Annotated in this window: 18 protein-coding genes and 1 pseudogene; 9 read left to right on the top strand and 10 right to left on the bottom strand. The window is 54.5% G+C overall.

From position 1 onward, the window contains the following. Nucleotides 1-70 precede the first annotated feature (70 nt). Entirely contained in the window at nt 71-1,003 is a 933-nt protein-coding gene (locus EF096_RS06125; protein ID WP_123888743.1) for a LysR family transcriptional regulator, read from the bottom strand. 84 nt (nt 1,004-1,087) lie between these two features. Here EF096_RS06125 and EF096_RS06120 point away from each other — a divergent pair, with 84 nt between their 5' ends. Both EF096_RS06120 and EF096_RS06115 read left to right on the top strand, forming a co-directional pair. Then, entirely contained in the window at nt 1,088-1,516 is a 429-nt protein-coding gene (locus EF096_RS06120) for a DMT family transporter (protein WP_123888742.1), read from the top strand. Nucleotides 1,517-1,531: 15 nt separating this feature from the next. Beyond that, nucleotides 1,532-2,005: a DMT family transporter gene (locus tag EF096_RS06115; RefSeq protein ID WP_123888741.1), complete on the top strand. Its 474-nt coding sequence runs from the start codon at nt 1,532-1,534 to the stop codon at nt 2,003-2,005. Between the two features lie 93 nt (nt 2,006-2,098). Here the strand turns inward: EF096_RS06115 and EF096_RS06110 are convergent, their stop codons facing one another. From EF096_RS06110 to EF096_RS06100, 3 genes are all read right to left on the bottom strand, one after another. After that, complete coding sequence (locus tag EF096_RS06110) at nt 2,099-2,908, bottom strand: alpha/beta fold hydrolase (protein ID WP_123888740.1); 810 nt, start codon at nt 2,906-2,908, stop codon at nt 2,099-2,101. 185 nt (nt 2,909-3,093) lie between these two features. Further along, nucleotides 3,094-4,416, bottom strand: a complete 1,323-nt coding sequence (locus tag EF096_RS06105) for a substrate-binding domain-containing protein (RefSeq protein WP_218565720.1) — start codon at nt 4,414-4,416, stop codon at nt 3,094-3,096. 505 nt (nt 4,417-4,921) lie between these two features. Continuing rightward, a complete protein-coding gene (locus tag EF096_RS06100) occupies nt 4,922-5,815 on the bottom strand; it encodes a LysR family transcriptional regulator (RefSeq protein WP_123888739.1) in 894 nt (297 codons plus the stop codon). 268 nt (nt 5,816-6,083) lie between these two features. Between EF096_RS06100 and EF096_RS06095 the strand changes: the two genes are divergently transcribed. The 4 genes from EF096_RS06095 (at nt 6,084) to EF096_RS06080 (ending at nt 10,393) form a co-directional block, all read left to right on the top strand. Further along, nucleotides 6,084-7,214, top strand: coding sequence for an MFS transporter (locus EF096_RS06095; protein WP_218565723.1), 1,131 nt, complete (start codon nt 6,084-6,086; stop codon nt 7,212-7,214). A gap of 23 nt (nt 7,215-7,237) precedes the next feature. Then, nucleotides 7,238-7,786: a cyclophilin-like fold protein gene (locus EF096_RS20555; RefSeq protein WP_235869647.1), complete on the top strand. Its 549-nt coding sequence runs from the start codon at nt 7,238-7,240 to the stop codon at nt 7,784-7,786. Nucleotides 7,787-8,018: 232 nt separating this feature from the next. Then, nucleotides 8,019-8,762 (top strand): SDR family oxidoreductase, encoded by a 744-nt coding sequence (locus tag EF096_RS06085; protein WP_123888737.1) that lies wholly within the window; start codon nt 8,019-8,021, stop codon nt 8,760-8,762. Between the two features lie 593 nt (nt 8,763-9,355). Then, complete coding sequence (locus tag EF096_RS06080; RefSeq protein WP_123888736.1) at nt 9,356-10,393, top strand: helix-turn-helix domain-containing protein; 1,038 nt, start codon at nt 9,356-9,358, stop codon at nt 10,391-10,393. A 93-nt stretch (nt 10,394-10,486) separates the two neighbouring features. Here the strand turns inward: EF096_RS06080 and EF096_RS06075 are convergent, their stop codons facing one another. From EF096_RS06075 to EF096_RS06040, 6 genes and pseudogenes are all read right to left on the bottom strand, one after another. Further along, a complete protein-coding gene (locus EF096_RS06075; protein WP_123888735.1) occupies nt 10,487-11,551 on the bottom strand; it encodes an HD domain-containing phosphohydrolase in 1,065 nt (354 codons plus the stop codon). A 7-nt stretch (nt 11,552-11,558) separates the two neighbouring features. Next, nucleotides 11,559-15,233 carry a PAS domain-containing hybrid sensor histidine kinase/response regulator gene (locus EF096_RS20455; protein WP_218565719.1) on the bottom strand — a complete coding sequence of 1,225 codons (3,675 nt, stop codon included), beginning with the start codon at nt 15,231-15,233 and terminating at the stop codon, nt 11,559-11,561. 63 nt (nt 15,234-15,296) lie between these two features. Further along, complete coding sequence (locus EF096_RS06050; RefSeq protein WP_456239103.1) at nt 15,297-16,424, bottom strand: methyl-accepting chemotaxis protein; 1,128 nt, start codon at nt 16,422-16,424, stop codon at nt 15,297-15,299. 120 nt (nt 16,425-16,544) lie between these two features. Beyond that, nucleotides 16,545-16,874, bottom strand: a pseudogene (locus EF096_RS21070) (PAS domain-containing protein); the annotation flags it as partial. 899 nt (nt 16,875-17,773) lie between these two features. Then, nucleotides 17,774-18,100: a hypothetical protein gene (locus EF096_RS06045; protein ID WP_123888733.1), complete on the bottom strand. Its 327-nt coding sequence runs from the start codon at nt 18,098-18,100 to the stop codon at nt 17,774-17,776. A 386-nt stretch (nt 18,101-18,486) separates the two neighbouring features. Continuing rightward, complete coding sequence (locus tag EF096_RS06040; protein ID WP_123888732.1) at nt 18,487-19,590, bottom strand: hypothetical protein; 1,104 nt, start codon at nt 19,588-19,590, stop codon at nt 18,487-18,489. A 444-nt stretch (nt 19,591-20,034) separates the two neighbouring features. Here EF096_RS06040 and EF096_RS06035 point away from each other — a divergent pair, with 444 nt between their 5' ends. From EF096_RS06035 to EF096_RS20550, 3 genes are all read left to right on the top strand, one after another. Continuing rightward, nucleotides 20,035-20,913 carry a TIGR02391 family protein gene (locus EF096_RS06035; protein WP_123888731.1) on the top strand — a complete coding sequence of 293 codons (879 nt, stop codon included), beginning with the start codon at nt 20,035-20,037 and terminating at the stop codon, nt 20,911-20,913. A 207-nt stretch (nt 20,914-21,120) separates the two neighbouring features. After that, the gene (locus tag EF096_RS06030; protein ID WP_218565718.1) at nt 21,121-23,289 is read left to right on the top strand and encodes an SEC-C metal-binding domain-containing protein; all 2,169 of its coding nucleotides are present in this window, start codon (nt 21,121-21,123) and stop codon (nt 23,287-23,289) included. 201 nt (nt 23,290-23,490) lie between these two features. After that, on the top strand, nt 23,491-23,613 hold a 123-nt coding region (locus EF096_RS20550), incomplete at its 3' end, for a hypothetical protein (RefSeq protein ID WP_235869651.1).

Raw genomic sequence — 23,613 nt, 5'->3', positions numbered from 1 at the left:
CGCAGAATTATTGTGCATCCGACAGATAGAGCGGCTCGGGCGGTCAGGTATGGGCTCACCCCATAACGGGTTAGTCATCCCAGTAGGGGCGCTCGTGTATTTGCTCGAAAAGATGCTGCAGAAAAGCAGCGACCTTTGATGAGCGCAGGCGATTTTCCGGATAGATCACATGAATGCCCTCCAGTGTCGGCTCCCCGGACGCTTCAAATGCAGTCAGGATGGGTAGCAGCGTGCGTTCGCGCAGTGCCTCATACAGCAGCCAGGTAGGAAACAACACAATACCCTGCCCCTGCAGCGCTGCCTCAACCAGGCTCTCGGCGTTGTTACCATAGAGGTTGCCTTTAACGTCATAGCGCTGAAACAGCTCAGGCGCTGCCTGCTGGCGGAAGTACCAAGGCTGAATGCCGCGTGTTCCCTTGTATACCAGGCAGTTGTGGTGCGCCAATTGATCCGGGTGCGCGGGCGCTCCGTGCTGCTCGATATAGGCTGGCGCCGCGCAGGCAAAAAAGCGCTGCGGCGCCAGCTTACGCGCCACCAGACTGGAGTCGCGCAGCGCGCCGACGCGGATTACCACATCGGCTCCCTCCTGCACCGGGTCGATAAAGGCATCGCTCAAGGTCAACTCGATATTCAGAAACGGGTACTGCGATTGCAGTGCTGCCAGCAACGGAGCGATATGCCGTCGACCAAAGGCCACAGGCGCATTGATGCGTAATAGTCCGCGCGGGCCGCTGGCGCCGCCGCTGACCTGCTCGTTGGCTAGCTCGAGGTTGTCGAGTATCTGTTTTACATCCTGATAATAGCGTTCTCCCGCGTCCGTCAGACGGACTGCACGGGTATGCCGAAACAATAGGCGCTGGCCTAGCTGTGTTTCCAGAGCTGCGATATGCCGGGATACCGAGGAGGCGGGCAGGCTGAAGAAACGTGCGGCCTCGATAAAGCTGCCGGTCATGGCAACACGCACAAACAGGCGAAGCGCGAGCAAGCTGGGAGAGTTGTCCAAAATGCAATAGTCCTTTGTTGGTTGCGCGTATTGTAGCAATACGATACGCAGATTACCCTTGCCGGCTTGATAAAAGGAGGCGGTATGCAACAGGCAATCATTTTGCTGATGGTACTGGTAGCAGGCATGGGGCTGTCGGTCGAGGCGGGACTGTTGGGTCCGTTGGGCGAGCAGGTTGGGCATCTTTCCGCCACGCTGTCGATCTTTATGGTCGGCGCACTACTGCTGTCATTGGTCTTGGTGTTTACCCGCAAACGTCAATTGGGATTGCTGTTTGCACAGCCGCGCTGGCTGTTGACCGGGGGCATTCTGGGGCCGATTTACGTCGTTATCCTGACCATCGCTACGCCCTTGGTCGGGGTCGGTATGACCATGGTCGGTATCCTTTGCGGGCAGGTCGCTGCCAGTCTACTCATCGATCACTTTGGCCTGCTAGGCAGCGAAAAGCGTGCGGTGGATGGTTACCGGGTGTTGGCGCTAGCGATGATTTTTGCCGCACTTTGGCTGATGTAAGAGGAGAGTGACCCGATGTTACCCATTATTTTTGCGATCTTATTACTCGGCGGTGCGGTATTGGCTGCGCAGTCTTCCATCAACGGCAAGCTGGGCGCCCAGACGGGCGTAGTCGAAAGCGCTTGGTTAACCTTCGCCATGGGCGCGGTTATTACCTTTCTGCTGATGTTCTTTTTTGAGTCGCCAAGTGAGGCGACCTTGTTCAGCGTACCCAAATGGCAATTGATTGGTGCGCTGTTCGGTGTGGTGTACATGCTGGCTATCGTATTTGCTGTACCGCGAGTTGGCACGGCAGCGGCGACGGTCGCCGTCATTTCCGGTCAACTGCTGATGAGCCTGCTGATTGATCATTTTGGTTGGCTGGGTAATAGCCGCTTGCCTTTGGACCCATCACGCTATCTGTCGATGGCCTTGCTGATGGGGGCGCTGGCGCTGATCTACCTGAGCCACCGCAAGCGAGCATTACGCTTGGCCGCAGCCGCGCAGTAAGGAAATAGCGCAGTACGCTGATTAACGCCTGACGCTGCATTGTGGGTGATAGTGCTCAACTGACCGTTGCGCACTATCACCCGGCAGGCTAAATCAACTTGTCGCTTCAGCGCGCTTGAAGTGCGCTGCCAGTGCCTCGTTAACCGGCCCGGGCGCCTCCAGACTGGCGGAGTGTCCAGCGGCCTTGATGACAATGCAGCGTCCGTCATCGACTCCTTGCGCTATTTGCTCCGACAGGTCGATGCCATAGGCGTGGTCTTCGTCGCCGGCAATCGCCAGCACCGGGACCTTGATCAGCGCCAGTTCATCGACCACGCTCTGGCGCTCAACGACCGCTTCGGCGGCTGAGCCAGTTTCGCGTGCCAGTGCCGCCATGCGATTGCGCCAGGTTGAACGCAGGCTCGCCTGCGATTGCGCGGCGAGGGTGGTGTCGCCAAACATGGTGTACATCAGTTGCTCAATCACCGGCGCGGCGCCGTGTTCCTTCATGGCCTCTACCAGCGGTCGGTACTGCTCGATGTTGTGTTCCTTATCGGCAGATGAACCGACGGTGGTGACTGAGCGCACCAGCGCTGGGTAACGGGCGCCGAGGCGCAGTGCCACGAAACCACCCATCGAGTTGCCGACGATATGGACGGGGCCCAGCTCCAGGCGCTGGATCAAGGCGGCGGCATCCTCGGTCAGGGCGTCCATGCCGTACTCACCGTTCTTGGGATGCGGGGTGAAGCCATGACCACGCTGGTCGTAAGCGATCACCCGGTAGTCTTCAGCAAAGCGCGCGACCTGATGCTCAAACATGCGGTGGTCGAAGAACAGCGAGTGCGCCAGCACTATGGCTGGCGCGTCGCGCGGGCCGGTGTCTTCGTAAGCGATCTCTACGCCATTTATCTCGATCATGGGCATTGCATAGACTCCCTGAAACAGAACAGGAAAGCGGGGCTGCGCTCGCCGAACTAACGACTCCCTGATGCGCATGCCTTGCTCATTGGAACTAATACTAGGACAACATGATTCGCTTGTTCGTTTCGCGGCTGCTGCAGCTCAGTGAGAGTGCGGTTGTCAGTTGTTAGTCAGCGGGGTGCAATGGCTCAACGCTGTACCCAGACTTCGACCCTGCCGTTGCGTTGTGCACCGGTCTCGCCACCCGCAGACCCTACCTGCATGTAGTGACCGTAGCCGACGTAGCCTTGCACTACGGTGCCGAGTTCGCGTAGCGCCTTACTGGCTGTCTGAGCGCGTAGTTCGGAAATCATTTGGGCGCGTAGCTCGTTGCTTTGCTGGTCGGCAAAGCCAATCAGCATAATGTCTGAGCCGGTTTTGCCAGTGTCAGCAAGGTAGGTCTGAATGCGCAGTAGGTCGCGATGCGCCTTGTTGTCCAGCGTGGTGTTGCCTTCGGCAAAGCGGATGTTCACTGATAAACGCTGGTAGCGTGCAGTCAGGCGCTTGAATGTCTCCGGCACGCTGTCGTCAAGCACGGGGTCAACCGCAAAGGGTGTCTGAGAAAAGAACCCCGATTGAGCGACGATCTCTTGTCCCGCATGGCTTTGGGTAAAGTCGATAAAGCTCTGCGCCAGTGGCTCGCCCGTTTGCGCGGGAGTGTAAAGATAAAGCCGACGCGACAGTGGGTAGTCCTCGGTCGCTACCGAGAGTTTGCTGGGCTTAAGCGCTGGCGCATTGCCGTCAGCGATGGCGAGCAGTTTGCTGTTACCGACGGAGGCAAACCCGGCGAATCCTATGCCGGCAGGATCTCGGCTTACATCCGCTGACAGCTGGTCGTTTGACTCGTAACGCCGGGCGCCGTCGGTCATCGCGTATTGGCCGCGCAACACCAGATCCTTGAAGGTGTCCCAGGTGCCGGATTGCTCATCGCGGGCGTATACCTGGATCGCCCGATCAGGCCCACCAACGGCCGACCAGTTAGTGATCTCACCAGCAAAAATCTGTGCCAGGGTTTCTATGCTGAGCTGGTCTACCGGGTTGGCGGGGTGTACCAGAATCGCCAGACCATCAATGGCTATCACATGCTCGCTATCGGCACTGGTCATATCTGCGCGCGCTGCCATAGCCGCTATTTCAGCAGGTTTGACGCGACGTGAGGCCGCCCAGATATCGGCCTGGTTGGCTTGCATTGCGGTAAAGCCGGTACTGGAGCCGTGCGCGGCTACCAATACGGTTAGCGGTTTGCCGTCTTTGCTCGTGCTGAGTAGGGTTTCGTTCTCGGTGCCGCTGGCACTACTGATAACGGGCTGGCCGCTTAGTTGTTCCAGAAAACGCGTCATCAACATGGGTGCCAGGGTAGCGCCAATGGTGTTGGAACCATGGATTTCCAGCGCGTGGGCAGACACCAGCCCCGGTAAAAAAACCATAGCAAAGCACAGGTGGTGCAGCAGTCGGCGACAAACTGATTGCATCGTAAGCCTCATTAGCATCTGACGTTAGGGTGTTGGACGCTACAGAGTGCGACAGCAAGATGACATTTGGATTACGGTGCTGTGACTGCCCGGAGCCTTGATGGTCTTATCGATTGTTGCGTCGCGCAGGGTTCCTTGTCAGTGATGACACACTGATGAGCCCAGCCTGGTGTTGAGTAAGTCTCACCTTGGCACTTGGTTGAATCGGCTGGATGTTCTACTAAGGTGCCTAAAAAGGTACTGCCAGCGTTCAGCACGCTTCAGGTTCGCATGAACTCTTTCTGCAACTTGAAAGCGAGGCAAATTTAACAGCAAAGACGCTATCAAGTTTGACTGACCAATTGGCAACGGATGTTCGCTTTCTAGCCAAGACGACGAGACAAAGGCACCAGCGCGGCCGTGGGTGTCTCGGCTTTTTCATCAGGCGATTGCCTGAGTGTAGGCAGGTAAGACTCTTATATTCTGCGCTTTTGGCAGTAGCGGATGCGAATAACGGTTGTAGTATTTATCTCGTCACGCGTAACGCATCCAACACCAGAGAGAACGCGTGTGATGGCTGCCTGCGGCTCGGGTAGTACAGGTAGTAGCCCGGAAAGGGAGGGCAGTAGGCTTCCAGTACGCGCAACAATCGACCTTCCTCAAGATGTGGCGCGAACTCGTCTTCAGGCAAAAAGGCGATGCCCACTCCGGCCAAAGCTGCGTCAACCATAGCGGGTGAGGTATTGAAAATGAGCTGCCCATCCACTCGCACGTCCAGGGGGTGGCCACGATGCTCGAACTCCCACGTGTAGAGTCCACCGGCACTCTGCAAACGCATGTTGATGCAATTGTGGTTTACCAGATCGCTTGGCTGGCGGGGCGCCGGGTGCGTTGCGAAATAAGCCGGAGAAGCGGCGACGGCCATGCGCAGCTGCGGCCCGACCGGCGTCGCGATCATATCCTTGTCGATCGTGTCGCCCAGGCGCACGCCAGCATCGAAACGATCAGCCACGATATCCCGAAAGCCATAGTTAATGTCGAATTCGATATCGATCTCAGGGTACTCGAGTAAAAGTGGAGTCAGCTTTGGCAGCAGCGTAGTCCGCAGAACATGTTCCCCCGTGGTGATCCGAACCGTGCCTGCCGGCTTATCGCGCAGGGCCGTCAACTCGTCCAGCTCCGCGTCGATTTCGTCAATGCGATGGCCGATGGAATTCAACAGACGTTCACCCGCGGCGGTGAGCGACACGCTGCGTGTGGTGCGCGTCAGCAGTCGAATCTCAAGTCGCGCTTCCAGGCCGCTGACAGCCTGGCTGAGCGCCGATTGCGTGACGCCCATCAGCGAGGCCGCGCGCGTAAAGCTGCCTTCGCGCGCGACAGTGACGAAATACAGTAAATCATTGAGGTTGCGTCTAGCCATGGATCAGTTTCCCATAAAATCCGACCTAATATTAATTAGCTGAGCTAATAAGCTATATAAGAATACATTAGCTAGTCTGGCCGGATCTTGAGGTTGATCATACAAGCACTGAAAAGCCAGCCGCCAAGCTTTGGTGGTCGTATGGCGTTTCCTACCGATAGCAGAGAGCAGTGTATTTATGACGACCCACACAGGTGAGGCCCTGCCCACGGCCGCTTCTATTCAGCCTACCGCAGCGCCGCCAGCTAATTGGAGCGGCGTCTTCGCGATGTCGCTGTGCGTCTTCGCACTGATTGCTTCAGAGTTTATGCCGGTCAGCCTGCTGACGCCGATTGCGACCGATCTTCTCGTCAGTGAGGGGATGGCTGGGCAAGGCATTGCGATCTCAGGTGCGCTCGCGGTACTGACCAGTCTGTCGATCTCGACGTTGGCGGGCGGAATGAACCGCAAGACATTGCTAATCGGCCTGACTACGCTGATGGCGGTGTCCGGCGTCGTGGTTGCGCTGGCGCCAAACTATCTAATCTACATGCTAGGCCGGGCGCTCATAGGTGTGGTCATCGGTGGCTTCTGGTCGTTGTCAGCGGCTACCGCCATGCGCCTGGTGCCTGTCGCACGGCTGCCGCGCGCACTGGCGATCTTCAACGGTGGCAACGCGCTGGCAATGGTCATCGCTGCGCCGCTTGGCGCTTACCTCGGCTCAGTCATGGGTTGGCGCGGCGCCTTCTTTTGTCTGGTGCCATTGGCGACTGTGGCCCTTGTCTGGCAGTGGATCAGCTTGCCGGACATGCCTGCCCAGGAGCGCGCGCCCGGTTCAGGTAATGTTTTCAAGGTACTCAAAAATCGAACCGTTGCCTTGGGCATCGGTGCCTGTGGCGCTTTCTTCATGGGGCAGTTTGTTCTCTTTACCTATGTGCGGCCGTTCCTCGAAACGGTGACGCAGGTCGGTGTGTCCACGCTGTCGCTTATCCTGCTGGCGATAGGCATAGCGGGTTTCATCGGCACCGCGCTGATTGGTTTTATGCTCAATCGCGGCCTCTACAAGGTGCTGGTTGTGACACCCTTGTTGATGGCGGTGATCGCTGTAGCGCTAATTTTCTTCGGGACCTGGATGGCCGCCGTCGCGACGCTACTGGGCCTGTGGGGTTTGCTGGCGACCGCCGCGCCTGTTGCCTGGTGGAGTTGGATTGCCGACGTCATGCCGGACCAGGCCGAGGCTGGCGGAGGCCTGATGGTAGCAGTGATCCAGTTGTCCATTGCCTTGGGTTCGACCCTGGGTGGGATGCTTTTTGACTCGGCAGGCTACCAGAGCGCCTTCGGGGCGAGTGCGCTTGTGTTGCTGTTCGCGGCCTTACTCGCCTTTCTGACTTCACGCGTTCAGCCCCGGGAAGTGGCCTGAGCTGCGCATCCCAGGAGAACCCAATGAAGGCATCTTTTAGCACCACTTGCTGCAGCCAATACTACATCGGCAGAAAAAAACACCCCGCGTGTAGTCAGCGAGTCTTTCATGGGGCAGCCCTGCTGTGCGGCCTGTTTGTGTTCGGCGCCTGCGCCGCCGCTCAGCCTGGCGCGTCAAGCTTGCGCAGCGCGGCAACCGCTGCGGCCACTGTCCAACCGGAGGAGGCTAGTATGTGGATGATCATCGGCGAACACCGCTTCGCCATTACCCTGGCTGATACCGAGGCGGCTCGCGAGTTTGCCGCGATGCTGCCGCTCACGATCAACATGTCCGACCTCAACGACAACGAGAAGCACGCGCAGTTGCCACGGGCGTTACCGTCCAACGCCAGCCGGCCCAAAACGATCCGCAACGGCGACCTGATGCTCTACGGGTCAAGCACTCTGGTGGTCTTTTATCTGAGCTTCAACTCGTCTTATTCCTACACCCGTCTTGGCCACGTAGACGACCCAGACGGCCTGGCACAGGCGCTTGGCCCCGGTGATGCGAACATCACGTTTTCCAAGAATTAGTAGCCGAACCCAGGCAGTGAACGGTGCAGTGCAAAGCGAGCACGACACGAGAATGTAGAAAAACCAGCTCAGAAATGAATAACGTCAGCCAGTCACGTCGATCTGTATGATCAGATAGACAAGATACTGTTTGACCGAATGTCAGCTGGACTCACAAACCTCAGAGGTGTGTGGATTTTTGTCCGGCACACCTAACTTCGCGTCACGTGCAGCCTGAACCAGGAGAAACATAATGATCAAAGATAAAGTCGTCATCATCACCGGCGCATCCTCCGGCATCGGCGAGGCCACCGCCAAGCTGCTCGCCAGTAAAGGTGCCAAGGTCGTGCTCGGCGCGCGCCGCACAGACAACCTGAAGCGCATCGCCGACGAGATTAAGCAGTCCGGTGGCCAGGCCATATATCAAGCGTTGGATGTCACCCAGCAGCCCGAGAACGACACCATCGTCAAGCTGGCCAAAGACAGCTTTGGCCGCGTAGACGTTATTTTCCTGAACGCGGGTTTGATGCCAAATTCGCCACTCTCCGCACTCAAGACTGACGAGTGGCACCAGATGGTCGACGTCAACATCAAAGGCGTGCTCAATGGCGTTGCGGCGGTACTGCCCGAATTCCTGGCGCAGAAGTCTGGCCATGTTATCGCTACCTCATCGGTTGCGGGTCTCAAAGCATACCCGGGCGGCGCAGTTTATGGCGGCACCAAGTGGTTCGTGCGCGATTTCATGGAAGTCCTGCGCATGGAATCCGCCATGGAGGGCACCAACATCCGTACCGCGACTATCTATCCGGCGGCGATCAATACCGAGCTGCTGACCACCTTCACCGACCAGGCATCGCTGGACCAGATGCAGGGCGTGTATGACAAGTTCGGTATCTCGCCAGATCGGATCGCCAGTGTCGTTGCCTTTGCGATCGACCAGCCCGAAGACATGACCATCAACGAGTTCACAGTCGGTCCAGCGAAGCAGCCATGGTGAGTAGTGGCGATGCCGCTGGCATCCCAGCGTAATTCTATCTCTTGGCCCAACAGCCGATAGACGCAAAAGTGAGGGTTTAGTAGTCTTGCGATCCCGCGCACCAACGTAGATGGTAAAATCAGCTCGCTAAACAAGGCGTCCGATGATCTGAAAACGATGCACTTTTTCATCCTTTTTCAAGCAAGAGGTAGCCAGCCTAGTGCTGCTCTCTGAGGTGGGACGAAATGAATTGTAGGCGCTGATAAAACAGTTGCGTCGTTGTTGGCTGCTTCAGGGGCAGACGCTTGATGAGCAACTGAGGCGGTTGGCAAACAGCAGGCCACTCACGCTGACAAGCATGAAACGACCGCAGGCAATGTCGAAGGGAAACAGGTCCAGGAATCGCTCAACGGTAGCGCCTGCTAGATCGTTGAGGGCGCGTTGACTGCGCACAGGCGTTTTACAACCTTCCGGGGTGACGGGTGGAACCCAATCGGCGGTATGATGGTGCTACAAAAGCCTTTTCTGTCACTTAACGTTGTAAAGTGCAGGAATCGGATAAGAAATGAGGAGTTTTTGCCATATAATACCCGCGTAAATCATAAGGTATTTGTATGGACCTCTGCAGTAGTCAAGAATTCTTGCTTGAGCACTTTTTACGGCTAGACACATCTGACCCTGAAATTTGGCTCTCTGCCCTACAGGAGAGCACGCATCTACCCATCATTTCCCAAAAATTTTTGGTGCCGCTGGTCAATACTGGATTTAGAGCAAGGCTGTCCTTTGTTTCATCGCATAGTTTGAATGCAGTCGGAGCGTACCTGAATAAAAGCAGTATCATTTCAGGGGTCAACGGCGGGGCAGCGGCTATAATCATGCCAATTGCGGGCAGAATAGACTTCGAGACCGGCAGTTCCCGATACATATGCGACCCCTGGAAACCGTTCGTGCTTGATCCCCACGAGGACTTCCGGGCTACCCTGTCAGGTGAGACTCATGTATTCGCTATACAGCTGAATACCTTAAACGGTAGCGGCTATCGTTATTCTTTTGAGCGAAGCCAGGCACAATTGTTAGATATTTTACATTTGTTTTTAGGTGCGACGCCCTTCTTCAAAAACTATCAGCATGCCCAAAAACAACTGGAAAACCTCAACAGGCTCCTACATGAATTAATCGAGCCCGGATGTTTGTCCTCGGTTAAGCCTCGAAAAAAAATCAGCGATGATCGCCGCGTCTGCAAAGCTATTGCGCTGATGAACGAGGAGCTTTTGCACCAAGTCGATATCGAATCTATCGCAAAGCGATCCGGCTTGAGCATCCGAAATCTGCACTATCTGATGCACGATTACATTGGCCAATCGCCCTATCAATATGTCAGGGGGCGGCGCTTGATCAAGGCACGAGAAGCGATAATTCAGAGCTATCCCGAGAAAACGACGATTGCGCAGCAGGCGATGAAGTGGGGCTTTTTACATACGGGTCGATTCTCTAATTACTATTACGCGGCCTTCGGTGAATACCCGAAAGACACATTGTCAGTTCTGGCTCGTTTAGAAAAAAACAGACATAACGTAAAAGTCCTTCGCGACCCTGTTGGTAGCGCCGAAAGTCGTTGGCTGGTCAGTAACAAAGAGCCGGTCTGTAATTAGTAACGACAATTGTGCTGAACCCGGCTGCAGCATCAGGAGCGATCTGTAGCAACGCCGGGGTAATGCGCCTGCAGCTAGATGGAGTGCTTGGCGCTAATCAATGTATGCATCCTTGATCCGCACAAAGCTGTCGACATCTGCCAGAAACAGATCGACAAGGTCGGGATCAAAATGGCGCCCCCGATTATTTCGGATAAGATCAACAGCATCGGTAACCGACCAGGCTTCCTTATAGGGCCGCCGTGAAGTCAAAGCATCGAAAACATCGGCAAGTGCTGCTATTCGTCCGGACAGGGGTATTGTTGTGTCAGACAGGCCCAGAGGATAACCGCTACCGTCCCACTTCTCATGATGGCTTAACGCAATTTCCCTGGCCATGGTCAACAGATCACTGTCGTTTCCATCCAGCAAACGCGCACCTATTTCTGCATGGGTCTTCATTGTCTCCCACTCGTCTGACTGCAACTTTCCGGGCTTCAGAAGGATGGCATCCGGTATGCCGATCTTGCCAACATCGTGCATCGGGCTGGCTTGAAGAATGAGATCACATTGGGCTTCGGACCATCCTAATTTGCTTGCGAGCAGGGCACACATCTTACTCATCCGCACAATGTGGTTGCCGGTTTCTTCGTCCCGATACTCTGCAGCATGACCAAGACGGCGGATTATCTGCAACCGCGTGTCGTGAAGCTCACTGGTTCTTTCCTTGACCAGCGCTTCCAGGTGCTCTTTCTGATCCCTTACCAGACGGTGAGTCACATGAGCATCCAGAAAATTACGGACTCTCATCAGTAGTTCACGCCGGTCAAACGGCTTGGTCACATAGTCACGGGCGCCATGCTGAAGTGCACACAATAGCGAATCCTGTTGGCTTTGCGCTGTCAGCACCACGATGGGAGGTGCAATCAAATCCTTCAGCTCGGCCAATTGTTCCATCACCTGAAATCCGTTCAGGCCGGGCATGTTCAGGTCCAGCAGGATCAGCGCTGGCTGGTGTTGCTTGTACGCCGGCAAAACCTGCATAGGGTCACTGATAGAAACAATATGTCGATAACCCTCAGAGGAGAGAATACGTTCCAGCAGTTTCAGGTTCACCGGCTCATCATCAACCACTAATATGGTTTGGTCATACAGATCGACATCATGGAATGCAGACATATCCAGATCACCTCAAATATTTTTCCAGGGTAGCGAGCAACTCGTCTACGCTGATCGGCTTGGTCAGGTATTCATCAAAACCCGCATGTTTACCACGGCGTACCTCGCTATGCATGGCGTTAGCGGTGAGGGCAACTACCGGAATATCTGCGGTATCTTCGCTGGCTTTCAAATTCCTCAGAACGCTATAGCCATCGGTATCCGGCAGATTTATATCAAGCAGCACAATATCCGGTTGTCGCTCTTTTGCCATGGCAAACCCCTCCATCCCGCTGGAGGTAGTCAATAAATGAGCTCCGTCGTAGCGTTGCAGAATGCGGGCTATCAATTTGAGGTTTGCGGGGTTGTCCTCGATGTAAAGAACGGTTCTTGTGTTTTCCTCGCTACCCGCCACCGCAAGGCTGTCTGGCTGTAACACGGGCGAGGCGCTGGTAGTGACGCTATCGTCATTCTCCCCGGAAGGTAGACGCAGCCAGAATGTAGAGCCCTCGCCAACCTGACTTTCTACCCCAACGCTTCCGCCCATCAGATCCAGCAACCGCTGAGTCAGGGCCAGGCCGATCCCCGTGCCTTCTATATGGCTCAATTCGGCCCCCAGCCGGTTGAAGGGTTGAAACAACTCTGTGATCTGCGAAGGCGCAATCCCCGGCCCCGTATCGGATACCCGGATATCTACCCAGTTATCGTCAAGCCGTTTGGCAGAGATCACCACATCGCCGCCCACCCGATTGTATTTGACGGCGTTGGACACCAGGTTTAACAGAGCTTGCTTCAAGCGGGTCCGGTCAGCAGTCACTCGGGCCCCAGAGGAATCCTTGATGCGTAGCTTGATATTGCGAGACTGGGCGGAATGCCGAACCAGAGTCAGGGTCTCTTCCAGTAGTTCGTGGACCTGGATGACCTCCAGTGACAGTTCCAGTTTGCCGGACTCGACCTTGGCCAGGTCGAGCACTTCGTTGATCAGAATAAGCAGATGCCGGCTTGCATTGAGGATCTCGAGCACATTGTCTTGCTGCTCCTCGTCCAGGCCGGAATCATTCTCCAGCAACTGACCAAAACCCTGTATTGCGTTGAGAGGTGTACGCAGTTCATGACTCATACTGGACAAGAACTCTGACTTTGCCCGGTTGGCCTGGTCCGCTCGACGCTTGGCGCGAATCAGATTCTTGCGGTTAACTTCCTCCATATCCAGCATGCGTTGCGAATTGATAATCACCCCATAAGTGGCTGTGAATGGACGAAGAAATTCAATGAGGTTTTTATCGTATCCGCCCTGTCGGTTAGCCAGAGCAAACGTACCCACCAGCTCTGGGCCAACATAGATGGGTACGCTCAGAAAGGACCTGATCTCGGGATGGCCTCCTGGTAGGTTAGTGAACGCAGAACCCTCCGTTCTCTGATCCGCGATGACCGGAGCACCTTCCCGGATGCAGGCACCCAGAAGATTGTCCAGATCACGAAATTCGAAATTGTCTTTGCCTACCCGGCTATAACTCGCTGCTGACTCAGCGTCCCAACTGATGTCTGATATGGCCTGTATTCTTAGGTAGGCCTTCGCGTTATCGTCGTAGAGAACTTCCGCCAGGTAGCCAAACTCGCTATCCGTAAGCTTAAGCAGATTGCCCAGCATGGTATCCAGGGTGCTTCGGAATCGCCCTTCGAGAACGAACGCGGTGAGCGAGTCATGGAGCATGTTCAGCAGACTGGCCTGACCCTCCAGCTTCAGGTCCGCCTCCCGCAGCTCGGTCACATCCTGCACTACTCCGAGCATCTGCACAGCGCGGCCTGTTTCGTCGCGGGTTATGTCTCCGGTTTCCAGCAGCCAACGGATGCTGCCATCTGGCCAGACAACGCGGTGCTCTATACGATAGGGCCGATCGTCCTCAATCGTTTCCTGAATCGCGGTTGACACTTTGTCCCGGTCGTCTGGGTGGACGGCATCGATAAAGTTTTCATAAGACGTCTGCAGCTCTCCTTCGCTGTAACCAAAAAGCACGGGGATCTGTTCTGTCCAGAAAAGCTCACCGCCCGCTATATTCCATTCCCAAGTGCCGATTCTGGAATTTTTTTGCGCTATACGAAGGCGCTCCCGCCCCTTTTCATGCTCGTACTCTCTTCCCCAACGGGTTAGTGCTGCAGCCAGAATGTTGGCGAGCAGCTCCATCAACCCGCTTTGAGTGAAGGTTTCGGCGATAGTGCTGGCATTGCCATGCAGCCCCACCGATCCAGCCCGGTTAGCATTTATCAACAGCGCTGCTTCGATCAGCAGGGCCTTGCCCACGCTGCTTTCGGGGACAGGTACTTCATCCATCTGAATCAGCAATGCTGGCATAGTACTGGTGGCCGGCAACGAGTCTGGCCAATGCTTCACAAAGGGATAAGACTGATATAGCTCCAGACGAATGCTATCTGCTTGCAGCAGTTGGCATAACGGTGCCAAGGCTGCTCGAAGCCCGGGTGCGCCATTTTGCCAGCCGACATCGAGCAACCTGGCTCCGGCTTCGCCCAGACGAGAGGCCAACTGGCCTTGCTGGCTAATAATGGACTCCGCGCCTTTGACGTGCGTGATGTCCTTGCGAACCGCGATGTACTGATAGGGACTGCCGTACTGATCCAGGTAGGGAACAATGGTCGAGGATACCCAATAGTTCGAACCGTCTTTGGCTCGATTGCAGATTTCACCGCGCCAGACCCGACCCTGACTGATAGTTGCCCATAAATCGCCATAGAACGCAGGCGAGTGAATGCTTGACTTGAGTATTCTGTGATTCTGGCCAACCAATTCATCCATGGAATAGCCGCTGATCTCACAGAACCTTTCGTTCACCTCCAGGATATTACCCTTTCGGTCAGTTTTACTGACGATGGCATGCAGGTTGAATGCGCGTCGCTCCTGCTCATAGTCATGAAATCTTTCATAGAGACGGTGACGGATGGTACTCGTTGACGGAGTTGCCGCGAGGCGGCGGTAGATCGCCGTCGCCAGCTGTTCCGGATTATTCGCCCAAGCAACATCAACGAGCCCATTCAAGGTCTTCAGGAGGTCTGTGTCTCGAACTTTTCCTTTGAGCAGGAAAACAGGAATCGCGCTGACTTCAGGAAAGGACCGCAGCAGATCAATTACAGTTCGAAAGCTGATGCTGTCGGGGTAGTGACTTAGTACCACCGCATCCGGGGGAGAGCGGCGTAACGCCACAAGACCTGCCTGAATATCACGCAGCTGATTACTACACAGTCCGACATCCGCCAATGCCTGGTTAACTTCATGATAGACGCTGGGCCGTTCTTCAAGAACAGCCACCTTGCCGCCAGGGTGCGGCTCTCCGACGCCAACTCCCAGGCAGGTTTCGCAGAGCATTCGGGGTGTGACCGGTTTCTCCAGGCAGCGCGTCGCGCCCATTGTCAAAGCGGACTGTGCCAACGAGAGAGAGAAGGTCTCGGCCATCATGAGCAGAGGCTTGCCTGCAAGCTCGGCCTGCAGCTTTTTAAAGCACTCTTGAGTTTCCAGGTCACTGGTATCCACGGCATCAAGGTCAACCAGCCAGCAATCAGGCGCAAAATCACCCGGCAGGTTACGCTGCCAATCCAGGAAACGGCACGCTAGCCCCTGCGACGCCAGCTTCTCGACGTGTCGGCGCATCCATTGCTCTGAAGCAGCATTCCCGATAACAACAACTTCCATTTCACATCGCCCCAACTATTGCGCATATCAATCCAACCAGTGTGCAAACCAGGCAGGAGCCGCCTAGCGGCGCTTCTCCCAGAACTGCTGCGCCAGCTCGCTCATCGCAGCGGATAGACGATTGACCGCTTCGGCACTTTCGTAATTCTTCTGTACGGTTCGCACACTGGTATTGGCGGTGACCTTAATGCTGTTGATGCTCCGGTTAATATCTTCACTGACCGCACCCTGCTGTTCGACAGCTGTCGCGATCTGAGTATTCATTTCGGTTATCTCGTTTACTCGCAGTCCGATGCCGTTTAATGCGTTAGCGGCTTCCTGGGCATTACTGACACTGGCGTTGGCCTGTTCACTGCTGTGCCGCATGACGGTTACCGCAGAAAGGGCATGTGCCTGTAACGCGCTGATCATGCTTTGGATATCGGTTGTTGATTCCTGCGTGCGGGAGGCTAGGCTGCGCACTTCATCGGCCACAACGGCAAAACCGCGCCCTTGCTCACCGGCGCGTGCAGCCTCAATAGCCGCGTTGAGGGCCAGCAAGTTGGTCTGCTCGGCGATCCCCCGAATGACATCCAGTACTTTGGAGATGTCATTACTCTGGCCTTCAAGTTGATCGATGACTTCCGCAGCCTGACGAATCTCGGCTTCAAGCTTGGTAATGGACTGGCTGGTATGTGTGACCAGGTTTTGGCCAGAGGATGTTTCCCTGTCAGCCTTTTCAGCTGCATCTGCGGCACCTTGCGCGTTGCTGGCAACCTGCTGGATGCTGGCAGCCATCTCGGTGACAGCGGTCGCTATCTGGTCTGTTTCAGCCTGCTGTTCGGCTGTCAGTCTCTTGCTGGATGAAATGTCATCAAGAAGACTGACCGCATTTTTACGCAGTTGCTCTGAGGCGTCACCGATACGCCCCACAACGGAAGCGGTTTCAGCCTCCAACATACGCAACGCAAACTCAATTTGGCCAAACTCGTCTTGGCGCCCGGTATATAGCCCCTGACTCAATGGGTTGTGTGCTGTTTCCTTAGCCATTCGCGTCAGCCTCTCCAAGGGAGAAAGCAACGCAACAATGGCCGCTGAGCCCAAGCCAGCACTGGCTGTTATTGCCAGCACGCTACTAAACAGAGGCATACCGGTAATCAGCGCTGTACCCGTCACGCCGACCAGTATGCTGGCGCAGACTGCGAATCCCATCTTCAGCCTCAATCCTACTGAAGGCCCGGTGGCGAGCGCTTTGCCACTCTTTAGCTTGGCATAGGCCTTCTCAGCGGCTGCGACGTGCTCAGCTGCTGGTTTGGTGCGGACTGACTGAAACTCAACGATCTCACCCTTCTTCTTGATGGGCGTGACAAAGGCACTGACCCAGTAGTGATCACCGTTCTTGCAACGGTTTTTGACCAGGCCCATCCATGAGCGCCCCGATTTTAAGGTGCTCCACATATGTTCAAAGGCGTGCGTAGGCATATCGGGGTGCCGCACAATATTGTGTGGTTGCCCAATCAGCTCTTCCTCGGTGAAGCCACTGATCTTGATGAAGTCGTGGTTAACGTAAGTGATATGACTTTGGGGAGATGTAGTGGAGAGGATATTGGCGCTCGCCGGGAGCTCTAGGTTACGGCCGCTTACAGGCAGGTTTTCACGCATCGGTCACCTCGAAGGAGCTTATTGTTTTTTTCTGGCTCGGATGAGCCCGCTCTTTCATAGACACTATCGTGATCATTTTTCAGGCCTCATCACCATATTCGGGCATAAACCACCCTGAATATCATTTCCATGTGTAGTAACTGCACTAGCTTGAACAAGGGATACAACAAAGCTGTTCAGGCACCAGAATCTTGTACCCAAAAGGAGTCAAGTGCTGGTTCGCATCAAGAACGAATCTAGACGCTCGAGAGCTAGACGCACATCACTAAATGACTGTTTTTGCCAAAAAAGGATGATCCCGATGCGTTTTTTTCAAACGCCGGATAGGATTCTTGAGGGCTCTCAGGCTTATTGAATGTTCGAGAGCGTCTTTTGGGTATTTTATTACCACGCGCCTCGCAGAAACGGCATGGCTCACTGACAAGGGAACCGCTATCGGCCGTGCGAGCAGCAAATGGCTTAGCTCAGCCTCCTCGGCATCTATCAGCAGACTGCTCCGCCACTCAGGCATCATGTTGCAGTCATAGGCTGGTACGTCGGCTGGGTAGATAACCTGCGTCCGGGTGCGCAGCGGTCTTTCTACTCGTCGTTACCGGTACGCGGTTCGATCACCTTTGTGATACTAGAATCTGTACTGGAAAAAACAAATATGGGACCTTGGCAGCAGGCCTGGGTTGCAGTGGATGATCTGACTGAGTTCGCGCTGCCGCCCGGGTTGGGACAGAGACGCGTTGAAGCTGCAACTGCTTTAATCCGGGGGATTGATGCCGTCGAGACACACCCAAACCGTGAGATGACCACCGGTACCGTTGTGTCCCTGGCTGGTGCGTTAGCCGTCCTTCACCACTGGCAGGTGTCCGCTAATCTAGGGGCAATTCAATTGGACCCTGTTTAGCGTCTCAATCTGACCTATTAGAATCGTTACCTCGCATACGCCGGGCCATATCCAGCGAAAGCACATCAATTGGGCCTACCCTTGGGTTAAGATTCAGCACTATATAGTTGTAGCCATCGAACGTTGTGAGCACAAATAACTCTCCCCGCTGCTCGACGCTCATAATCGCACTGGTGAGGATTTTTTCTCCATCCAGCCCGCCCTTCTGACCGTAGCAATTTCCAATTCCTCGGGAGGAAGGCCCTTGATAAATATCGAAATTTGCCAAGTAACCCTTGACGCGTTTTACCCTCAGGGATTTTGCCTGATCCAGTAGTAGTTGAAGTTCCATTCAGTAGCAGCCAACCATTTTAATTTTTGTTATAGCGTTTGCCCGTACGCTAGCCCATCGAGCCCAAGTAAATCCGGTAGCCGGACTCTAGCGGCTAAGTGAAGAGTTCTGCCTATTCTATTCGTTTGGCGGCGTTGAATCGCACCTAGTTTTGTATCCTGAGCTGAGTCCTAGTAAAAGCTTGCTTCTGACCGGTTTTAGTCTGTTTCTCCAGGCGCCTCTCGGCCAGCAACTGTATCAGGGTCCACCCTCGAAACCGCACGAGATACACTCGCGAAAATAGCGTGATGTTGGTCTTGCTGCTACAACCTTATCTTTAAGGCTATGGCGAACATATGGAACCATTTATTGCCGACCATGCTGGGCCTTCATACATACTCGCCCAGTCAGCCCCGAATATAAGTCTCCCATAAGTCAGGAGTTACGTTAGGCAATAGCGCATCGAGTGGTGAAAGCGTGTAACTAATAGACCCTTCATTTCCGTACACAAAGCCCGAAGCGCGCATGCCCGCCCAGAACAGCGCCAGATTCTTGTCCCCTGTACAAAGCATGATCTTTTCTTGGGGAAAGCGCGCGTAAAAATGGAGGAGTAGCTCCAAAGCTCGGAGATCCGCAAGGGCATTGTGAGCATCTCCGGTAGAGTACTTTGAAGACGGTTTTATTAGCCGCTTCGCGGGACCCGCGCCATTGTCGACGCAGACAATGCTAAGCGCGGCAAGCACTACCAGCGTGTTTCGTGGCAGACCGCAGCGCTGAGCGATTTCAAGTACCTTATCCCAGACTTGCGGAAGACGAAGTCTACTTACTGGTGACTGCAGCATTGGAGCCACCTGGCAAAGGAACTGAATTTTACGCGACATTTGCTCGCGCATTTCGTCCAATAGTCCCACAATTCCTTGGATTGCGGAGTCTGGAGTGAGCTGAGCCTCTGGTAGTGCCGCCCGGATTTTTCCGCAGGCCTCGGCCCACTGCTCCGCTACCTGCTCAGATGTTGGCAGCTGTCGCTTGTTGCCCTCCATGGCGAATAAACCAGGATTGATTAGCACGGTCTTGTCTTGGAAGAGATCAAGGAAGTCATTTCCATGACGGAGCTTTTGCCCGTCTCGATAACGCTCCACCAGATCACTCATGGTGCAACGATCTGGCAACACCACCATGTTGTCCCGCAGGGCTAGCCCAGATGGCAGCCAGCCACCGCGGACGAGCCCAATCGCCATATTTGTAAATGGGGTTTCTAACGTAGTGTTGATGTTGGCGACATCGTCAACGGATATACCCGGTATGTTGCTCTCGACGATGCGGGCCCTGGACCAGCTCAACGGGATGTTAATCGGACCGTGGAGCTTCTTTATGTTGGCAAGGTCGGCGTACGTTAGCGGCTGCAGCTCTACCCCTTCGAAGATAGTAGTTCTTCCGGTGAGCATACCCTCGGCATCCTGCTCTTTGAATATCCAAAGGCCGGGTGCATGCGACGCTGGCTGATCGGCCATAATTCGTGGGTCCTTTAAGATGTAAATGGAAATCCTGAAGCCAACCACATTTCAAAAGGGCTGAAAACTTCGGTATTAGGGCACAACTCAGGGCTAGCACCCTGCTGCTATTGCAGCAAACAGTCGGAGCCGAGCGTAGCTTACGGCCAGAGGAGGACGTTTGGAGCAGACAAAATCAACCTTTACCGCTTTTCCTGTTCGCGATTGTCGTTGCGTCCACTTTGATCAAACTACGGAGAGAATAAGCCATCCATGTGGTACGCCACACCGTTGCTAGCCAGCTCATCATGAGTGGTGCGCACATCGTGACGTTGCAGAACGTCTCGGGACACCCTCGAGTCCGATGACGGTGCGGTATGCTCATCTCGCAAGAGCATTAGCAAGACGCCATAAGTTTCGGACCACCACTGCATGTGAACTAAATTCTGATATTAGGGAGCGAAAATGAGGAGATCTATAGATATAAGCAAAATTGCAGGAATTGAGTATCACGGCAGCTCCAGAGTCACTCAGGACTCAATCGACGCTATCGTGCATATCATCAATTCTGGCGAGAAGATCGAGTCAGCGTGGCTTTTATCTTGGTTCGATGGACGTATTGGCGAACATAGCTTTTTGCTAAATATCTTCCCAACACGACAGGTGCTTATAAAGCCAGGCTTCACCTCGGGGTATTCGGGAGAGGGGCCGACAGGGCTTTCTACTGCGCTACAGATCCTGCAACTGCTGAGTATAGAGATTGAAGAGTACGAGATCGACCAAGCGTTGAAGCAACGGACTGAGGCTGGATGCCTACTTTCATCTGATTTGGAGAAACTGGAAAAGTCTCGCCCTATCCGTCCAACAAGATACTACGACTACATCCTGAGTCGGCCAAATTCGCAGCAGAAAACTGAGGTCCGTGGTATTCAGCGATGCTTTCCAGCTGCTATCAATTTTGGGCTTCTCGACGAGAGACTTGTAGAGTTGGCGATCAGCCTCTTTGAGAATCCGGACTCAGCGATTAGTACCGCCTTTCGTCGGTTAGAAGACATTGTTAGAGATAGAATAGGCATTTATGACAAGAGTGGCTCTCACCTGTTTAAAAAAGCCTTTGAGGGTGATAAGTCTCTGCTCCACTGGAACGATCTAGACGGCGGTGAGCAAGCAGGAAAAGCGGGACTGTTCGTGGCAGTTTTCCTTGCCTACCGTAATCCACGGGCACACCGTGAGATTCTCAGCGATCCGCGGGAGGCTGTGCGCGAGTTCATGCTGATCAACCAGCTCTATCTTTTGGAAGCAACGGCGGAGGCTCGGATAGCGGACCTTGCCTCCAATGAATGAGCGCTGCCTTTGCTCTTCGACACTTCTCATAGGGGCGACTGAGGTCGGTCACAAATCGCAGAAGGCGACCCATCGCATTCATTTGCGAAAGACAATAATCGGCCAGAAGCAGCCACTCTGCTCGATAAGAGATTTGTCTACTTTCCCCTATAACTGCAAACTGAAGAAGGATCCGCCGGCGATGCGCAATATCAGGGAGCGAAATTCATGAAGAATGTGGCCAAGCTAATGCGGCCGGAAGAAGAAATCTTTAATGCGTTGGCAGAGCTGTGTGTCTCGCCGGGGTACGTGCATGCTGTCGCTTACCTTTGTTTCCGGGACAACATGATCCGGTATTCGGGTGAGATGAAGGCTGAAGACATGCAGCAAATCTTCTCAAAGAGCCGGTTAATCCGCACTGAAATATCGACTCTCATCGGCCTGATGCTCAAACGAGATATCGACTGCACCTTGCCCACGCCGAAGACAATCGACGGCTACATCAAGGCAACAGAGGCGCTGCTCGAAGAAATTCATCTCGCAATGTCGGATGCATCCTGGGCTGGCTTTGACCCGGCCAAGATCAACGACAAAGACTTCAACCCGTTCACTAACGGTGCTGTCCTGCGAGAACCCATTTTCTACGGGGGAGAATCTGCCTACAGCTTCCAGTACCGCGACTTCTCGCCGGGCAAATATGGACGCGATGACAGTTGGCTCGTAGCGAAAAAGCATTTCTCGATCCAGCAGGCTCGCGACGTTGTCTATGCGATCTCGCGGCTGCAGGACGAAAAGGTGGTCAAGACGTTCCAGTCGATGAGCCAGGTCGCCCCGGAAAAATGGACGTTACTACCAAGCTTCACGTTTTCAATCCAGGAAGTTGCCGACTGCGCACGCATGGACGCCACTGTCGTTGGGCATGTCTTGATGGCTTTCGCAGCACCGGAGAACCCGTGCAACGAGCAATTCACTGCGCTGCACGATTTCAATATCATAAACGCCTGTCCTCTAATACCCATGCCGGGTGGCGGTTACGCACTCCTTCATATCTACAGCTTGGTCGAGGCGCTGTATGAAGCTCCGTTCTATTGGATGGGCGCAGATAAGGCTTATGTCAGCACTGCTATGAAGCACCGCGGTCTCTTCACAGAACAATTTGCCGTCGAGCGGCTAACACTGGTCTTTGGTGTAGGCAACGTTCTCTACAACATCGATATATTCGGATCGGATGGCAACAAACGTGGCGAGATTGATGTCCTGGTGCTGTTCGGCGACCGCGCTCTGGTTGTGCAAGCCAAGTCGAAGCGACTGACGCTAGAGGCCCGGCGCGGCAACGACCTCCAAATCCAGGACGACTTTAAGAAGAGTATTCAAGACTCAAGTGATCAGGCATACCTTTGTGCCCATCTGCTGGAAGAGGGTAAGTGCGCGTTCCGGGATGCGGCTGGTAATGCTGTAACGCTGCCAGGCAAGCTCAAGCGCATATACGTTTTGTGCTTAATTGCCGATCACTATCCTGCACTTAGCTTCCAGGCGCGGCAGTTCTTGAAGTGCACTCCGACCGAGACTATTTCGCAGCCATTCGTGCTGGATGTTTTTGCGCTCGATGCTATGACGGAGATGCTGGACTCGCCGCTCCAGCTACTCAGTTATATCGACCGCAGGACGGGATATACCGAGAAGTTGATGGCCTCACACGAACTAACGATCCTCTCGTACCACCTCAAGCAGAACCTGTGGCTGAATGATGAGAACACAATGGTGCTGCTGGACGACGACATTTCGGCAGACTTGGACGTAGCGATGCTTGTTAGGCGAGAGGGCATTCCTGGCAAGGGTACGCCTGACGGCATACTTACAAAGTTTGCCACAACGGCGTTGGGTCGCATGGTTAAGGCTATTGAAGCCTCACGAGAGCCCGCCATCATTGATCTCGGCTTCACTGTGCTGACGCTTAGCGAGGACACCGTCATTGCTGCTAGCAAGGCCATCGATCAGATAGCCCAAATGGCAGCAATCGACGGCAAAAACCACGATTTCACTGCAGCCTTAGGCCAAGGCGATACCGGCTTGACCATCCACTGCAGTAACGACCCGATTGAAGTTGCTGGACCGAACTTGCAAAGGCATTGTCACGCCCGAAAGTACACCGAGCGAGCGAGTACTTGGTTTGGCGTTTGTCTTCGTCCGAATGACCAAGCTCTGCGTTTTGGGGTCAACTTGGATTTCCCATGGCAAGAGAGTGAAGAAATGGATGTGTTGACGCAGGGAATGGGCAAAGCAACTAGGCTGGACGCTATCGCCTCAAGGCTGCGCTCGACCGGGCCCAAGGTAGGGCGTAACAATCCATGCCCTTGCGGAAGCGGGAAGAAATTCAAAAAATGCTGCCTCTCATAATGCCGTGGCTATCTAGCTCAGCCGCTCTGAAGTCTTCAGAAAAAGGGTATTGAATGCGTGGAGGTGGCAATAAGCGAATTCGTTGATCAACGGTCGCGCTTGTCGTGGGGCTGAAACCGTTAGCTTCTGGCCCAGAGTGTGTAAAAACGCCAGGACAAACCCTTGCTATAGTTTCTAAGAATTTCATTGCAAGGGAATCCCATGAAACGGTTTATCCAGGGTGAACACCGAGGTCAAAGCACCTTGCTTCCCGAAAGCCTCGACGACTACGTCAGCGATACCAATCCAGTGCGCGTGGTCGATGTCTTCGTCGATGAACTCGAC

The organism is Pseudomonas neustonica, assembly GCF_003797945.1.
GTDB classification, from domain to species: domain Bacteria; phylum Pseudomonadota; class Gammaproteobacteria; order Pseudomonadales; family Pseudomonadaceae; genus Halopseudomonas; species Halopseudomonas neustonica.
Note: the sequence above shows the minus strand (reverse complement) of the source record. Positions and strands in the feature narration are given on the sequence as shown.

Excerpts from the sequence above, each read along its gene's own strand:
- EF096_RS06045 (WP_123888733.1), bottom strand. The coding sequence starts at position 18,100 with ATGGAACTTCAACTACTACTGGATCAGGCAAAATCCCTGAGGGTAAAA.
- EF096_RS06050 (WP_456239103.1), bottom strand. The coding sequence starts at position 16,424 with ATGGGATTCGCAGTCTGCGCCAGCATACTGGTCGGCGTGACGGGTACA.
- EF096_RS06040 (WP_123888732.1), bottom strand. The coding sequence starts at position 19,590 with ATGGCCGATCAGCCAGCGTCGCATGCACCCGGCCTTTGGATATTCAAA.
- EF096_RS06110 (WP_123888740.1), bottom strand. The coding sequence starts at position 2,908 with ATGCCCATGATCGAGATAAATGGCGTAGAGATCGCTTACGAAGACACC.
- EF096_RS06035 (WP_123888731.1), top strand. The coding sequence starts at position 20,035 with ATGAGGAGATCTATAGATATAAGCAAAATTGCAGGAATTGAGTATCAC.
- EF096_RS06095 (WP_218565723.1), top strand. The coding sequence starts at position 6,084 with ATGTCGCTGTGCGTCTTCGCACTGATTGCTTCAGAGTTTATGCCGGTC.
- EF096_RS06075 (WP_123888735.1), bottom strand. The coding sequence starts at position 11,551 with ATGTCTGCATTCCATGATGTCGATCTGTATGACCAAACCATATTAGTG.
- EF096_RS06115 (WP_123888741.1), top strand. The coding sequence starts at position 1,532 with ATGTTACCCATTATTTTTGCGATCTTATTACTCGGCGGTGCGGTATTG.
- EF096_RS06030 (WP_218565718.1), top strand. The coding sequence starts at position 21,121 with ATGAAGAATGTGGCCAAGCTAATGCGGCCGGAAGAAGAAATCTTTAAT.
- EF096_RS06105 (WP_218565720.1), bottom strand. The coding sequence starts at position 4,416 with ATGCAATCAGTTTGTCGCCGACTGCTGCACCACCTGTGCTTTGCTATG.
- EF096_RS06100 (WP_123888739.1), bottom strand. The coding sequence starts at position 5,815 with ATGGCTAGACGCAACCTCAATGATTTACTGTATTTCGTCACTGTCGCG.
- EF096_RS20555 (WP_235869647.1), top strand. The coding sequence starts at position 7,238 with ATGAAGGCATCTTTTAGCACCACTTGCTGCAGCCAATACTACATCGGC.
- EF096_RS06120 (WP_123888742.1), top strand. The coding sequence starts at position 1,088 with ATGCAACAGGCAATCATTTTGCTGATGGTACTGGTAGCAGGCATGGGG.
- EF096_RS06080 (WP_123888736.1), top strand. The coding sequence starts at position 9,356 with ATGGACCTCTGCAGTAGTCAAGAATTCTTGCTTGAGCACTTTTTACGG.
- EF096_RS20455 (WP_218565719.1), bottom strand. The coding sequence starts at position 15,233 with ATGGAAGTTGTTGTTATCGGGAATGCTGCTTCAGAGCAATGGATGCGC.
- EF096_RS06085 (WP_123888737.1), top strand. The coding sequence starts at position 8,019 with ATGATCAAAGATAAAGTCGTCATCATCACCGGCGCATCCTCCGGCATC.